13 protein-coding genes are annotated in these 14,888 nt (G+C 42.7%); all 13 read right to left on the reverse strand.

The window, feature by feature from the left end:
* Window positions 1-254 precede the first annotated feature (254 nt).
* Window positions 255-1,064, reverse strand: a complete 810-nt coding sequence (gene rnhB, locus EO124_RS04290) for a ribonuclease HII (protein WP_127058484.1) — start codon at window positions 1,062-1,064, stop codon at window positions 255-257.
* A complete protein-coding gene (gene ylqF, locus EO124_RS04295; protein ID WP_127058485.1) occupies window positions 1,051-1,971 on the reverse strand; it encodes a ribosome biogenesis GTPase YlqF in 921 nt (306 codons plus the stop codon). The genes rnhB and ylqF overlap by 14 nt, the downstream gene beginning before the upstream one ends.
* Window positions 1,972-2,257: 286 nt before the next feature.
* Entirely contained in the window at window positions 2,258-2,599 is a 342-nt protein-coding gene (gene rplS / locus EO124_RS04300) for a 50S ribosomal protein L19 (RefSeq protein WP_021841063.1), read from the reverse strand.
* Between the two features lie 185 nt (window positions 2,600-2,784).
* The gene (locus tag EO124_RS04305; protein WP_127058486.1) at window positions 2,785-4,188 is read right to left on the reverse strand and encodes a DASS family sodium-coupled anion symporter; all 1,404 of its coding nucleotides are present in this window, start codon (window positions 4,186-4,188) and stop codon (window positions 2,785-2,787) included.
* A gap of 74 nt (window positions 4,189-4,262) precedes the next feature.
* Window positions 4,263-6,314 carry a glycine--tRNA ligase subunit beta gene (gene glyS / locus EO124_RS04310; protein WP_127058487.1) on the reverse strand — a complete coding sequence of 684 codons (2,052 nt, stop codon included), beginning with the start codon at window positions 6,312-6,314 and terminating at the stop codon, window positions 4,263-4,265.
* Window position 6,315: 1 nt separating this feature from the next.
* Window positions 6,316-7,191 (reverse strand): glycine--tRNA ligase subunit alpha, encoded by an 876-nt coding sequence (gene glyQ / locus EO124_RS04315; RefSeq protein ID WP_021841067.1) that lies wholly within the window; start codon window positions 7,189-7,191, stop codon window positions 6,316-6,318.
* 159 nt (window positions 7,192-7,350) lie between these two features.
* Entirely contained in the window at window positions 7,351-8,067 is a 717-nt protein-coding gene (gene recO / locus EO124_RS04320) for a DNA repair protein RecO (RefSeq protein ID WP_127058488.1), read from the reverse strand.
* Between the two features lie 6 nt (window positions 8,068-8,073).
* The gene (locus EO124_RS04325; protein ID WP_127058489.1) at window positions 8,074-9,438 is read right to left on the reverse strand and encodes a hemolysin family protein; all 1,365 of its coding nucleotides are present in this window, start codon (window positions 9,436-9,438) and stop codon (window positions 8,074-8,076) included.
* A 6-nt stretch (window positions 9,439-9,444) separates the two neighbouring features.
* On the reverse strand, window positions 9,445-10,341 hold the full coding sequence (gene era / locus EO124_RS04330) for a GTPase Era (RefSeq protein ID WP_127058490.1): 897 nt from the start codon (window positions 10,339-10,341) through the stop codon (window positions 9,445-9,447).
* Window positions 10,334-10,828, reverse strand: coding sequence for an rRNA maturation RNase YbeY (ybeY, locus tag EO124_RS04335; RefSeq protein ID WP_206512535.1), 495 nt, complete (start codon window positions 10,826-10,828; stop codon window positions 10,334-10,336). Before ybeY ends, era begins: the two co-directional genes overlap by 8 nt.
* 5 nt (window positions 10,829-10,833) lie before the next feature.
* Window positions 10,834-11,952 carry a PhoH family protein gene (locus EO124_RS04340; RefSeq protein WP_127058491.1) on the reverse strand — a complete coding sequence of 373 codons (1,119 nt, stop codon included), beginning with the start codon at window positions 11,950-11,952 and terminating at the stop codon, window positions 10,834-10,836.
* A gap of 95 nt (window positions 11,953-12,047) precedes the next feature.
* Complete coding sequence (mnmL, locus tag EO124_RS04345) at window positions 12,048-13,010, reverse strand: tRNA modification radical SAM protein MnmL/YtqA (protein WP_127058492.1); 963 nt, start codon at window positions 13,008-13,010, stop codon at window positions 12,048-12,050.
* The gene (locus EO124_RS04350; protein WP_127058493.1) at window positions 13,003-14,844 is read right to left on the reverse strand and encodes a B12-binding domain-containing radical SAM protein; all 1,842 of its coding nucleotides are present in this window, start codon (window positions 14,842-14,844) and stop codon (window positions 13,003-13,005) included. Before EO124_RS04350 ends, mnmL begins: the two co-directional genes overlap by 8 nt.
* Window positions 14,845-14,888: the final 44 nt, after the last annotated feature.

Genomic DNA, 14,888 nt, shown 5'->3' on the forward strand with positions numbered 1-14,888 from the left:
GTGATTTTCATTTCTCTGATCCATATCCTAACTATCTCTGGGATTAAATTACCAACTCAAAATGTCCTATAACCCTCATTTTAAAATCGGGCTTTCATCGTAGCACACCACTTGACAAAAACCAATTAATTGTTCTAATCGCATCAGAATATTTATTCGTTTTTGAATAGTAATCATTCAACTATTACGCAACTAAAGCTATACATAGAGAATGCAAAAAACCGGCCATAGGACCGGTTTTCCAACATAGGATTCTATTTACTTTTTGACGGATACTCAAAGCCCACCATGCTTTTAATGGGTTCAAAACTTTTGCGGTGGAGCGGCGTTATGCCCTGCAATTCCAAGGCCTCTTTATGAAGCGGCGTAAAATAGCCCTTGTGGATGGCAAAACCATAACCCGGATATTCATCTTCCAAGGATTCCATATAACGATCGCGCGTTACTTTAGCCACAATTGATGCGGCCGCAATAGAAGCGCTTTTAGAATCCCCCTTAACGAGTGATTCCACATGAACTGTAAGCTCCGGCAATGGCATAGCATCTACCAGGACTGCCTTCGCCGGCACCTTTAAGGTATTAATTGCTTCATACATAGCCATCTGCGTAGCCCGATAAATATTGAGCTCGTCAATTTTTTCAGGCCCATACGAAATGCAACTAACCGCAACGGCTTGGCGCATAATTTCATCATAAATAAGCTCCCGTTTATGGGGTGCAATCTTTTTAGAATCATTAAGGCCTTCAATTTGAGCATTTGGCGGCAAAATTACAGCAGCCACTGTAACCGGCCCCGCAATGGGACCGCGCCCAACTTCATCAACGCCGGCAACTTCAAAAATACCTTCTTCATAGAAGCTGTTTTCATACGTATAAAGCGCATTTAAACGCTGAAATTCCGCTAATTGCTTCTTCTGGCGCATCACGTAAGCAGCGGCCAACTTACGAACCGAAGTCCGGGAATCTTCCTGAGCCCACAAGAGAACATCAAACTCAAATTGAGTGGTTTCCAAAAGGGTTTTAATTTCTTTTACCGTTAAGGCCTCAAATTCATTCTTCGTCATGCTTAGTTTCGTCCTCTGTAGTTAACGGTTCTTCATTGACGCTATCCAATGTTAAATTACCAAGCTTCTGATTGCGATAATCGGTGAGCACAATGCGTCGTGCCTTGTCTAAATCGACAATACCGCCACTTACTAAACAACCGCGACGACGGCCGATATTTTCTAACAATGTATCAGCATCGCCTAATTCTTCCGGTTTTAATTTATAGCGTTCCGCTAATAAACCGGGTTGCGCTTCATTGACCTGGTTAAGTAATTGTTTCATTACCGATTCAAGGTCATACACATCATCCGAAATGGCACCGGTCATAGCCAGTCGAGCTGCGGCACGCTGGTCTTCCAATTTAGGCCACAATACGCCCGGCGTATCGAGAAGCTCCAAATCCTTACCGATTTTAACCCACTGTTGACCTCTGGTATGTCCCGGTTTATCCGCCGTACGAGTTGCGGCCGCACCGGCCAATTTATTAATCAAAGTAGATTTCCCTACATTTGGAATGCCCAAAATAATAGTACGCACGGAACGGCTGCGAATGCCTTTATTCTTCCATTTGTCGATAATCGGCTGGGCCAGACGTTCAACAGCTTTGACTAACTGTTTATTCCCCTTACCGGTTTTGGAATCAATCGCCAATACGGTAACACCTTGGCTTTCGAAATAAGCAACCCATTCTTTAGTTGCTTGCGGATTAGCCAAATCGGACTTATTTAACACGACGATATGTGGTTTTTGGCCCACTACTTCACTGATTACGGGATTGGCACTACTTCGCGGAATGCGAGCATCCAACAACTCGATGACAACGTCTACTTTTTTGACATATTCCTTTATCATGCGGGTGGCTTTTGCCATATGCCCCGGGAACCAATGTACGACCGGAAATATATCCTGTTTTGTATCTGCCATGGTATCGCCTCCTTTAAGCTTAATCGTTCATCTTTAACTGATTTTTATACAAGTATCTTTATACTACAATGAAAAATGATAAAAATATTCGTACGTTATATATCTCCTCAGATTATATATACTGATATATAATGTAGCACACATATATAATAATCAAAATATTTTTAATTTATGCAATTCGTGTAATTCAATATATTGCTCACTCATTGCTCGCTAACTATTCACTAACTATATTATAACATGCAAAAAATAAAGGGCTGCCAACGGCAACCCTTTATTTGTGAAATTAGCGTTTTTCGCGAATACGCGCAGCTTTACCAGTGAGATTACGTAAGTAATACAACTTAGCACGACGAACAACACCACGACGCATAACTTCGATTTTAGCCAAACGTGGGCTGTGAAGTGGGAATGTACGTTCTACACCCACACCGGAAGCAATACGACGAACAGTGAAAGTTTCACGAACGCTACCGCCTTGACGGTTAATAACCAAGCCTTCGAAAACCTGGATACGTTCACGTGTGCCTTCGACAACTTTTACGTGTACACGAACGGTGTCGCCGGCGCGGAATGCAGGAATGTCTGCACGAAGCTGTTCTTGCTCAATTACGTTAATAATGTTCACTTTTCTTTCCTCCTTATTGTAGACATTCTTACCCATACCTCATAGGCAGCGGACTATCTCAAAATAACAGTACTATAATATCACATACTAACTATATATAGCAAGTCTATTTTTGTAAAATTTTTACTACACCCTACTATTACCTAAAAATCTATATTGTTCAAATAAATTTCGCTTAAGGCTAATTAGAGTATGCCAAATAGTTTCATACCCAATACACCGCCCCAGAAGTGAATTAGGAAACTCACAACCGAGATAGCCAGGCCAACGCGCCACCACGTACCTTGCGGTACATAGCCGGCGCCAAAGAAAATCGGCGTTACGCCGGAGCTATAATGTGTCAACGTACAGCCCGGACTGTTCATCAAACCAAATAACAAGATGGTAAATGGTATAGGAGCCCCCATCGCCACCAAAATAGCCGCAAAAGCGGAGAATAGCGCCGTAATACGAGCGGTGCCGCTGGCAAAGAAATATTGAGAATACACGAAGGCCGCCGATACAAAGAAAGAGGCCCAGAACCAGTCGTAACCTTTCAGGAAGTTGCTTACGAAATCCGCAAATACAGCAACAACGCCTAATTTACCAAGGAGCCCGGCCATACCGACAAGGGTCCCCATCCAGATGAGTATATCCCAGGCCGTTTTTTCACCTAATATATCATCCCACGTTAGTGAGCCCGTCACAACACAGGCGAGAACACCGATTAAAGCGACTGCCGTTGGATGCAATTTAGTCCAGATAGCCGTAGCCCATAAAATAATACAAGCCACAAAAATCAACGCCACATAAATTTCACTTTTCGTGACAGGTCCTAACTTATCCAACTCTTTTTGCGCCATCGCCGGTGCTTCCGGTGTCTCCTTAATTTCAGGCGGATAGATTTTATAAATGAACCACGGCATTAAAATCATACAAATCACACCGGGAATCACGCCCGCCTGAAACCATTCCCACCAGGAAATATCATAACCGAATAATTTAGCCCCTAAAGAAGTAATCAATAAGTTACCACTACAAGCAGTTAAAAAGATAGTAACGGTTATTGTATTAATGGTGTGAGCCGTAGTCATCAAAAAGGCACCGATTTTGCGGGACGAGCTATCGTGTGGATTGGATCCGAAGGACAGTGAAACATTTTGCACAATCGGGAAGATAATCCCGCCCCCACGGGCTGTATTCGACGGTGTTGCCGGCGATATAATCAAATCCGCACAAGCTAACTCATAGGATAGCTTCAATGAACTGGTACCAAATAAATGAATTAAAGTATACGCAATCCGCTTGCCGAGGCCGGAATTAATAATACCGCGCGAGAAAAATACAGCTGCCACGATGAGCCATACATTTGCTTCCGCGTAACCGCCCAAAGCTTGCACCATAGTGATGGATTTAGTCGCTACGGCAGCAACGACACCGAAAATGGCCATAATGCCAGTAGGCCACGGACGCAAAATAAAGCCTACAATAGTGGCTATAAAAATAGCCAACAATTGCCAACCTTCCGGCTTAATAGCCTCGGTGTGAGGTAAAAACCAGATAACAAGCCCTACCAAAACGGTTAAGGCCGCTCGAGTAAAAGTATTCATACAAACATCCCCAAATCTCAAAAATCTGCTCTCTCTATCAGATTTATCCAAAATTTCTAAAAATACTTATACTTTTATTTCAAAGTACTTACATCCCCGATAACAGCCATGGATTCATAGGCCAAACGAACTAATTGCAAACGATTTGCTTTAACCGCTTCATCGTCGACCATAACCATAACATCTTCAAAGAATTTGTTAATAGCCGGTACCAAGGTTTCAGGAATAGCTACTACTTTATCATAGTCCTTGTTTTCAAGGGCTGTTTGTGAATTTTCATAAGCAAAAACCGCTTCTTTGAATAATGCTTTTTCAGCTTCGTCACTGAATAACAATTCATCCACAGCCTTATAGCTTTCGTTTTTAACCAAGTTATACATACGCGTATAGGCCTGAACGAGTTCTACATTTTCATCGATACGATGAGCCATAATAGCTTTAACAAGGCCGTCAGCCTGAGCTACGGTAACAGTCGGATTGGATAATACCAATTCGATAACATTGTGCGGCACTTCGTGATCGAGGTAAATATTTTTTAAACGAAGGGCAAAGAAGTTATTCAACTGCCCTACGATTTCATCGTGTTTAGCTTCCGGAACGCCTAATAAAGTTAAATCCTGACGCCATAACGGTTCTAAAGAAACATTCCAAGCACTATTGCTCAAAATATTCAATACACCGATAGTTTGACGGCGAAGTGCATACGGGTCCTGGGAACCGGTTGGAATTAAGCCGCGGCTGAAAGTAGCCACAATATTGTCAACTTTGTCGATAATGCTGAGCACTTTACCGGCCGGAGTTTCAGGCAAAATATCGCCGGCAAAACGTGGCAAATATTGTTCAAAAATGGCTTCCGCCACTTCACCGGATTCACCGTCGAGCAAAGCGTATTCTTTACCGATAATGCCCTGTAATTCAGTAAATTCGGTTACCATACCGGTTGTTAAGTCCGTTTTTGCCAATACGGTAGCTCGTTCAAGTTCAACCATGGCGTCTTCACCAAGGCCGCAAGCTTCGCCGAATTCAGCACCTAAGGCTAATAAACGTTCAGTTTTGTCGGCTAAATTACCGAGACCTTCTTGGAATACGATTTTCTTAAGTCCTTCGGAACGATCGGCCAAGGCTTTTTTGCGATCTTCATTAAAGAAGAATTTAGCATCGTCCAAACGTGCACGCAATACGCGTTCGTTACCGGCTGTTACTACGTCAAGACTATGGCTGTCGCCATTGCGAACGGTAAGGAACATTGGCAATAATTTACCATCTTTGGACACCAATGGGAAATAACGCTGATGGTCTTTCATCGGCGTAATAACCGCAGCATCAGGCAATGCCAAGTAACTTTCATCGAAAGTACCGCAAAGAGCTGTCGGATATTCTACCAAGTACAAAACTTCTTCCAATAAATCGTCGTCCCATACGATGGTAGCATTTTTAGAATCAGCCAATTCATGAAGTTGTTTACTAATCATGTCACGGCGTTTATCTTGATCCACGATAACAAAGTTATCTTCCAAGTTTTTGATATAATCAGCCGGATGCTGTACAAGCACACCGCGTTCACCTAAAAAACGATGGCCACGGCTGAAATTAGAGGAACGAACACCGGCAAATTCCACCGGAATTACGGCGGTGCCCAATAAAGCTAAAATCCAACGAACCGGACGAATGAATTTATCATCCAAATCGCCCCAATGCATAGATTTAGGGAAGCTTAACCCATGAATTAATTCAGGCAAGATTTGCGTGAAAATATCCATAGCTTTAACACCGGCTGTTTTGGTTTCAGCATAAATATAACCGTCTTCTACTACTAAGTCGGCTACATCAAGGCCTTTACCGCGGGCAAAGCCGATAGCTGCTTTTGTAGGATTGCCATCTGCATCATAAGCGATAGCTGCGGAAGGTCCTTTATGGCGTTCGCTCAATTCTTCGGACATATCCGCTGCACCATCAACCATTAAGGTAATACGACGAGGTGTCCCCATAGTGCGAATCGCTTCATATTTTAAATGATGTTCCTGCAATTTAGTTTCCGTTAAGGATTTAAGCTGTGCTAAAATGCCGGGCATGGCGCCGGCCGGTATTTCCTCAGCACCAATTTCAAATAATACATCTTCAGCCATATTACTTATCTCCTTTCAAGAGTGGGAACCCTAATTCTTCACGTTTATCCAAGTACGCCTGAGCGCAAATACGAGCAAGACTGCGTACACGACCGATAAAAGCGGTACGTTCGCTGATACTGATGGCACCGCGAGAATCTAATAAGTTAAACGTGTGCGAGCATTTTAACACATAGTCGTAAGCCGGCAAAATATAGCCTTCTTCACAAATGCGTTTAGCTTCTTTTTCATACATTTCAAACAAAGTGAATAACATATCTGTATCGGCTAAATCGAAGCTGTAAGCAGACTGTTCCACTTCATTAAGATGCCAAATATCGCCGTACGTTACATTTTCATTCCATTTCAAATCATACACGTTTTCTACGCCCTGAATATACATAGCCAAACGTTCCAAACCATACGTAATTTCTACAGATACCGGTTTTACATCGATACTGCCCACTTGTTGGAAGTAAGTAAACTGCGTTACTTCCATGCCGTCGAGCCAAACTTCCCAGCCGAGACCCCAGGCACCTAAAGTTGGCGATTCCCAGTTGTCTTCTACGAAGCGGATATCATGGTCTTTCGCATGAATCCCCAAAGTTTCCAAGCTTTTTAAATACAATTCCTGAATATTTTCAGGCGATGGTTTAACGATAACCTGGAATTGATGATGTTGGAACAAACGGTTCGGATTGTCACCATAACGGCCATCCGCCGGACGACGGGATGGTTCCACATAGCAAACGGCCCAAGGTTCAGGTCCGATAGCGTGTAAAAAAGTCGCCGGGTTCATAGTACCGGCCCCTTTTTCCATATCATAAGGCTGTTGTAAAATACAACCTTGCTCTGCCCAGAATTTTTGCAGATTTAAAATTATTTCTTGAAATGTCATGTTCGTTCCTCCTAACATGGTGGCCCTTTAGGACACTAACTTCTGTTACCATACCAATTCCCGTTTATATTGTCAACCAAAAACATATGTCCTCGGTCAAAAATTGCTTATATAGTAATAATTATATGAGTAACTTGCTAACTATTATTAAAGCCATTACTAATCAAAAGCTTTCGCCTTCATTTCATGTAAGAATCGCAAAGAACTGAGTTCCTGCCCCAACTGTATCGTTGTATAGGCAAAAAGCGCACGTTCCAACTCGCGCCACAATGTACGGGGCAATTGAACCGATGTAGTATCTTGCCAATCATAGAGCAAAATCTGCCCTATTGCTTCCTGCGCCGTTCGTGACAAAGTAAACCCCGTCGTTTCCGTGAATTCTTTGACAAAACGGGCTACCCCGTCCGCCTGTTGATAAGCTTTAGCGGCTGGTACAAAGCCGGCCAGACTAAGTAGTTGCCACCCCAGTAAGATAACGGCTAACGGCACCGGCTTCGTGCGAATCAACTCTGAAAAACGCACAACCAAGGTATAAAGATTTATATCTCGTTCTTCCGCAGCAAAGGCAGTGCTGATAAACTCCCCCGCAAAGGCAGCATAGCAAATGCTGTCTAAATCGGTTTCAATGGAGCGAACTAAATAACGACCGTCCAATTGCTGTAAATCGTAATACTCACCATTCGGCAATAAAGTAATATACACCTGACTGAAAGGCTGTAAATAACCGGCATTTTTAAGTGTCTGCCAACGACGTTGCGGGATGGAGCAATGAAGAATACCACGTTGTTTTGTCAAAAACGTTACTACTGAATAGGTCTTGCGTTTACGGCGGTATAGAACCACCGCGTCACAATTTATCGTATTTTGACCTTTCATAGAGTATTACTCCTTTTCCTTATCATGCTCCTTAGGCTCAGCTTCATTCTCTTCTTCAACCGGTGGTACCGGTGCTGCTTTAAGACGTGCAATGCGATACCCTTGCATTTCCGTAACGGTGAAAACATAACCGGAAAGCTCAACCGTATCGCCTACAACCGGCGTACGTTCCAGCATACCGAAGATATAACCACCGATAGTATCTTCTTCCGGCTCATCGAAGTCCACATGCATAGCATATTCCACTTCGTCCACAAGGACTTTACCGTCAAAATCAAAGGTGCCGTCATCATTGATGACTACCGCCGGTAAATCTGTTTCATGCTCATCTTTAATATCGCCAACGAGCTCTTCGATAATATCTTCGAGGCAAACAAGACCCACCATACCGCCGTATTCATCAACTACGACAGCCTGATAAATTCGACGGGTACGCATATACTGTAAGAGTACGGAAAGCTTCATGACTTCCGGTACGGTTAAAATATCACGACGAACTAAGCGTAAATCTTTCCGAGCCTTTTCTTTTTGCTCCATTAAATCCTTAATATGAACAAGGCCGATTACGTGGTCCTTATCTTCCATACAGAGGGGATAACGGGTATGACTTGTCTCCGAAATAATTTTCAAGGTTTCTTCAAAGTCATCTTCCACGTAGATGCAATCTACATCTTGACGAGGAATCATAACTTCACGAGCCATACGCTCCACAAAGTCAAATACATTATCGATAAGCTCACCCTCCACATGGTCAAGCTTACCTTCCGAATGAGATCGGTTAACCATCATACGAATTTCTTCTTCCGTATGTACCAAGTCGAGTTCGTTTTTGTACAACGTGCCGAAGCTCTTTAAGAAGATAGCGCTCACTTTTTCCGCCACCCATACCAACGGTGTAGCTATAAAGCCTACGCCCATAACTATCTTGGCCGTCCAACGGATATAGCGAATTGGGAAAGATAAACCCAATGCTTTGGGAATAATTTCACCGAAAGTCAAAATGGATAACGCAATCAAGGCTATCACAATAAAATCGATAATACCGGCCAGCCAATCAGTTTCAACCTCAAACAATCGCTCCCAATCTGCAATAAACGGTGCTATCAAAGCACTGCCAACGCCGGCAAGGAGTACGATAAAAAACAGAATTAAAAATTGCGCCGTATTAATAAACCGAGCCGGTCGTTTATACAAATTTCGCAAATACGCTTTGGCTACTTCACTTAAATCTTCAATATCATCCAAATGCTCTTCACTGAGCCTTGCGAATGAAAATTTCGCCAAAACTAAAATATTAATCATTACAATACAAACTACGGCCAACCCTATCAATAATATGGCGGCCCCTAGGGGGGTATCTATACCAATCATTCCTTTCTATTCATAACCAAATTCAGACAGCATGCCTGATTTGTTGCGCCAATCCTTTTTAACTTTTACCCATAAATCGAGGTAAACTTTGGTGGCCAATAAGCGTTCTACATCCGTTCTCGCTTCAGCCCCTAATTCACGCAACATATTTCCTTTTTTACCGATTATTATACCCTTTTGCGAGTCCCGTTCGCAATAGATAGTTGCACGAATGTAAGTTGTGCCGTCGGGACGTTGTTTCATCTCATCTACATCAACAGCGATAGCGTGAGGAATTTCTTCCCTTGTTTTAAGAAGTATTTTTTCACGCACAATATCGGCAATAATAAGACGTTCCGGCTGATCCGTAATCATATCTTCCGGGAAGTACTGCGGCCCTTCCGGTAATACTTTTTCCAATACGTCCAATACTTCATGGATATTATCCTTTTCAAGGGCAGAAATGGGAATAATCCCTTCAAACGGATATAAATTCTGATATTCTACGATAGTTTCCAAAATTTGTTCTTTGGACAAAGTGTCAATTTTGTTGATTACCAAAAATACCGGTACATCTACATTTTTTAGCTGTTCGATAATGAAATTGTCCCCGGGCCCTCGTTTTTCATTGCCTGCCACCAAAAATAAAACGGCTTCTACTTCTTTTAGCGAGTCTACGGCCGCCTTTACCATGAATTCACCCAATTTATGTTTCGGTTTATGAATCCCCGGCGTATCCATAAACACAATCTGTTTTTTCTCATCCATGTATACACAAACGATACGATTACGCGTCGTCTGTGCTTTATCGGAAACAATCACAATTTTATCGCCAATGAGTGCATTAATCAATGTGGATTTGCCCACATTCGGACGCCCTACCACTGCTACAAAACCGGATTTAAAATGTTTATCTTTATTCATTATATGGTGCATCCTCCCGCACATAACCTAAATTGCCTAGCACGAACTCTTCTTCGCGGCGCATTTCCGCTTTATCTTCATCCGTCATGTGGTCATAGCCTAAAATATGTAAACAACCATGAACCGTCAAATAGGCCAATTCCCTTTCAAAAGGATGGCCGTATTCAATGGCCTGTTCCGCTGTTCGTTCCAAAGAAATAATCAAATCGCCAATCAAATGAGTTTCCACTTCCATATCAATTTCGTCCCCTTCGTTGAGGGCAAAAGACAAGACATCGGTTGGACGGTCAATGCCGCGATACTCTTTATTGAGCTGATGAATTACTTCATTGTTACAAAGTAACACGCTGATCTCTTCTTCATCGCTGAGACCATATACTTCGCTCACTTCGCCGCAAACTTTTTGAATAATTTCTTCATTAAGGGTTGCCGTTTTGTCGCCTTCAACAGGTTCCATGCCTTCTGCATAACTGATTGTAACTATCATAGGTTTCACCGACCTTCCTCTTGTGTAGTATCCGTCTTTTGAACCGGTGTATCAAACTCTTTAGCGATAACATCGGTTGAATCATTTTTTACCGGTTTATCCGACTTAGCATGCTTAACCGTTTTATCGTTCTTCTGTTTACTAAGCGGTTTATTTAAATCACGACCGGTTCGTTTCACTTCATACCGTTCATAAGCGCGAATAATCTTACTTACCAGGTCATGACGAACTACGTCCGCATCGGTAAAGTGAACCATGGAAATGCCTGCGAGACCAGTAAGTACATTTTCCGCTTCAATAAGGCCTGACACCATGCGCCCCGGTAAGTCAATCTGGGTGCGGTCACCGTTAATAACCATCTTAGAGTTGTTACCCAAACGAGTTAAGAACATCTTCATTTGTTCCGGTGTCGTATTCTGTGCTTCGTCCAAAATGATAAAGGCGTTTTCCAATGTACGACCGCGCATGTAAGCGAGCGGAGCCACTTCGATGATACCGCGTAACATGAAGCGGTCTACCTGTTCCAAGCCGAACATATCATTTAAAGCGTCATAGAGTGGTCTCAAATACGGATCCACCTTTTCCTTTAAATCGCCAGGCAAATAACCAAGCTTTTCGCCGGCTTCAACGGCGGGACGAGTTAAAATAATGCGCTCTACATCGCGATTTTTTAAATAAAAAGCAGCAAGTGCTACGGCTAGGAACGTTTTACCCGTACCGGCCGGGCCGATGCCAAAAGTAATCGTATTACGACGAATACTGTCTACATACACCTTCTGACCTTCCGTTTTTGGCGTAATCATGCGGCCTTTCATGGTCACATTAATAGTATCTTCAAACATGGTGTGTAATAAATCGGCCTTACCGGATTTCACCATGCGCACAGCCATACGAATCTGCTGTTCCGTAATGGCGCTGCTCTCTTTATAGAGGAAAACCAGTTCTTCCAGGACGCGCCAAAATTGATTGACAATTTCATCGTCTCCTTTGAGTTGCAATGTGTCGCCACGGCTCACCACCTGGCAAGGTAATTCTTCCACAATAATTTTTAAATTTCGTTCTTGCATCCCCAAAATAGGGGCTGCCATTTCATAGCGGGGAAACGTAAAAGTTCGTTCCGTCATACTCTTCTCCTTACTCCTTTTAACTGTAATAAATAAAACTGTAGGATTTTATAAAAATGCCATTAATTGTATCTGCCAATATTAGTCGTTCATTTTTACAAAAATTTACGTACTGCCGAGCCGTTTAAGTAGTTACATAAATCCCCCTGTCGCACATCACGTTCATCCATACCTCGTTCTATTTCTTCTTGAATACGCCACCAGCCCATAGACCAATTCGTAAACAAGGTGTTTTCTTCCGGCGCCCGACCAACCAAGCGCTGTAAGACTATATCTTTATCTAAATGTCGTAAAAAAGCAATAACACGCTCAATATATTCATCGGCACTGATTAATTCAAATTGTTTCGCTTCATACCACTTAGCCATTAAGGTATTCTTTACAATATAAAGAGCATGCAATTTAACTTGATCAACACCGAGTGCCGTTAAAATCCTGGCCCCTTCAATCGTATCCGTCATGGTATCCCAAGGCAAATTGACAATCATATGGGCACAAACGCTGAATCCGTAACGTTTAGTCCTAAGTACGGCATCAATGAACTCCGCCATACCGTGACCACGGTTGATTTTTTCAAGTGTGTGGTAATTCACCGACTGCAAGCCGTATTCCAAATAAATATCCACACCGTATGTTTCCTTAATACCTTTTAGAATCTCTAGGTACGTGTCGTTAATACAATCAGGCCTGGTCGCTATGGCAAGGCCTACAGTACTATCGATACAACCCGCTTCCATATATTCTTTAAAACGTTCCGGTTCCAAATAAGTATTGCTGAAATTTTGGTAATACGGAATGTATTTATAAGCTTTATATTTAGGAGCAATATGGGCAATATTCTTCACCAATTGCTCCTGCACCGTCATAGAGGCCGGTAAATTTTCATAGCCCGCCCCGATTTCGCCACAGAATACGCAGCCCCCTACACCGGCCGAACCGTCACGATTCGGACAAGTTAACGGTAAGGCTACGGGCAATTTATATACTTTTTCACCATATTTTTCTTTCAAAAAAGCCGATATGGCTCGATACCGTTTCGGTTTTGTCGTATCACTCATTAACTAATACCGCCTCCGGTCTTACAAACGGCGTTTGCCGCTGTTTTACATCTATAATTAACGTCACTCGGTCTATACCTTTTGTCTTATAGGTTTCCTGTTCCGTTTTGGAAATGGCACCTAATATAACGGCTGTAGCCAATGTGACTGTATGTTCACAATAATCCTGACGAATCCGTCGCCACTCTACAAAGCGATAAGTTGGAATAAAACGTCGAACCAGTTCTTCGTCACGCCAGAACGTCTCGCCGGCCTGTAATAATTCCTTCGTCTGCTTAGGGAGTCCCAATTCATCGCCCCGCACTTTACCGCCGAAGCTTACCAGGCAGTCATATTCCAAGAGCTCTTTACTGATTACATCATTTTGCTTTGTAAAATAATCGTGTAAAAAAGCCATTTGATCGCGATCGTTCAATTTACGCTGATGTAAATTCTGAGCGAGCCAGGCTTTCGTCAAATTTTCAAAATAATGGAAGGCACTTTCGCCATTGGCAATTAAACGTCGCCCCAAATAGCCAAATACCGTTCGCAACCGCTCACTGTTGTAAAAACGCTCAAACACATCTTCAAAATGCTTTAAAAAGCGTATTTCATCGTAAGGCATGACATGCGTAGCCAGTACTTCATACGGTGCCTTCGGATCATACACGTAATCATAATCCGAACTTCGTTCCAAACCGGACCCTTGTAATAATTTAAGAAACCCGATTTGCAAAGCATGTGGCGTCAAACTAAACACATCGTTAAAGGACTCACCGAAACGCTCATAATGCTCATGCGGCAATCCAACAATTAAATCCATATGTACATGAGTTCGGCCCCCTTCAATAACGGGTCGGATAACTTCACAAATGTGATTCCAATTGTTATAACGCCGAATGGCTTTAAGTGTTTCCGGATTCGTACTCTGTACGCCCACTTCAATCTGCATACGCCCTTTTGGGGCAGTTACGAGTAAATCAACTTCTTCCTGCCCCATCAGAACAGGCTCCATTTCCAAGTGGAAATTCGTCGCCGTATCCGCATCATGGATCCACTGCATCAGCGGTAAATGATGATGCTTGGCGCAGTTAAAGGTTCTGTCTACAAATTTAACTTGCTTTACCTTATGGTCAATAAACCACTGTAATTCTTTAAAGGTTCGTTCCTGTGGGAAAAATCGTACCGTATTGGCATTGCCCGATAAACAGTACTGACAATGAAACGGACAGCCGCGAGATGATTCATAGTAAATAATCTTATGTTCTAAATCTACCATATCCGATTCATCATAGGGGAATGGAATCGTACCTAAATCGGCTACTTCCGCTACTTCTTCAGAGCCTTTAATCAGATTGCTATGACTTGATAATCCGGTTTTGTCCTCAGTGGTAGTTGACTTTAAAACCATTTCATTCTCGGCTCGTCCCAGAATACCGGTTATAGGCGGTTCCACCGGTGATTCTCCGGCTTGCAATTTAGCCGTCAATTTGGCAAAAGCTTCTTCCCCTTCACCTTGTACAATATAATCAATATACGGATGCTGTTCTAAAATACGGCGAGCCGTATACGTTACTTCAGGACCGCCCAGTACAATTTTTACCGCCGGTCGTACCGATTTTAACAAAGACGCTACATGGAGTGTCATGTCGATATTCCATATATAGCAGGCAAAGCCCACTACATCGGCGTCATGTTCCGTTAAATCGCTTATAATATCCAAAACAGGCATATTAATAGTGTATTCCACTATATCATATGCCTGTCCTTGAGTGCGTCCGAAGGCGCGCAAATACCTGAGCGCCAACGACGAATGTATAAATTTTGAATTTAAAGTACTTAAGAGTATGTTCATTAATATCCTCATCATATGATCGCAGTTAACTACACTGCCACTAA

Origin of the sequence: Veillonella ratti (assembly GCF_003992115.1) — a bacterium.
In the GTDB taxonomy this organism is placed as follows: Bacteria; Bacillota; Negativicutes; order Veillonellales; family Veillonellaceae; genus Veillonella_A; species Veillonella_A ratti.

Excerpts from the sequence above, each read along its gene's own strand:
- recO (WP_127058488.1), bottom strand. The coding sequence starts at position 8,067 with ATGAAAGGTCAAAATACGATAAATTGTGACGCGGTGGTTCTATACCGC.
- EO124_RS04350 (WP_127058493.1), bottom strand. The coding sequence starts at position 14,844 with ATGAACATACTCTTAAGTACTTTAAATTCAAAATTTATACATTCGTCG.
- EO124_RS04325 (WP_127058489.1), bottom strand. The coding sequence starts at position 9,438 with ATGATTGGTATAGATACCCCCCTAGGGGCCGCCATATTATTGATAGGG.
- EO124_RS04305 (WP_127058486.1), bottom strand. The coding sequence starts at position 4,188 with ATGAATACTTTTACTCGAGCGGCCTTAACCGTTTTGGTAGGGCTTGTT.
- EO124_RS04340 (WP_127058491.1), bottom strand. The coding sequence starts at position 11,952 with ATGACGGAACGAACTTTTACGTTTCCCCGCTATGAAATGGCAGCCCCT.
- rnhB (WP_127058484.1), bottom strand. The coding sequence starts at position 1,064 with ATGACGAAGAATGAATTTGAGGCCTTAACGGTAAAAGAAATTAAAACC.
- ylqF (WP_127058485.1), bottom strand. The coding sequence starts at position 1,971 with ATGGCAGATACAAAACAGGATATATTTCCGGTCGTACATTGGTTCCCG.
- glyS (WP_127058487.1), bottom strand. The coding sequence starts at position 6,314 with ATGGCTGAAGATGTATTATTTGAAATTGGTGCTGAGGAAATACCGGCC.
- mnmL (WP_127058492.1), bottom strand. The coding sequence starts at position 13,010 with ATGAGTGATACGACAAAACCGAAACGGTATCGAGCCATATCGGCTTTT.
- era (WP_127058490.1), bottom strand. The coding sequence starts at position 10,341 with ATGAATAAAGATAAACATTTTAAATCCGGTTTTGTAGCAGTGGTAGGG.
- glyQ (WP_021841067.1), bottom strand. The coding sequence starts at position 7,191 with ATGACATTTCAAGAAATAATTTTAAATCTGCAAAAATTCTGGGCAGAG.
- ybeY (WP_206512535.1), bottom strand. The coding sequence starts at position 10,828 with ATGATAGTTACAATCAGTTATGCAGAAGGCATGGAACCTGTTGAAGGC.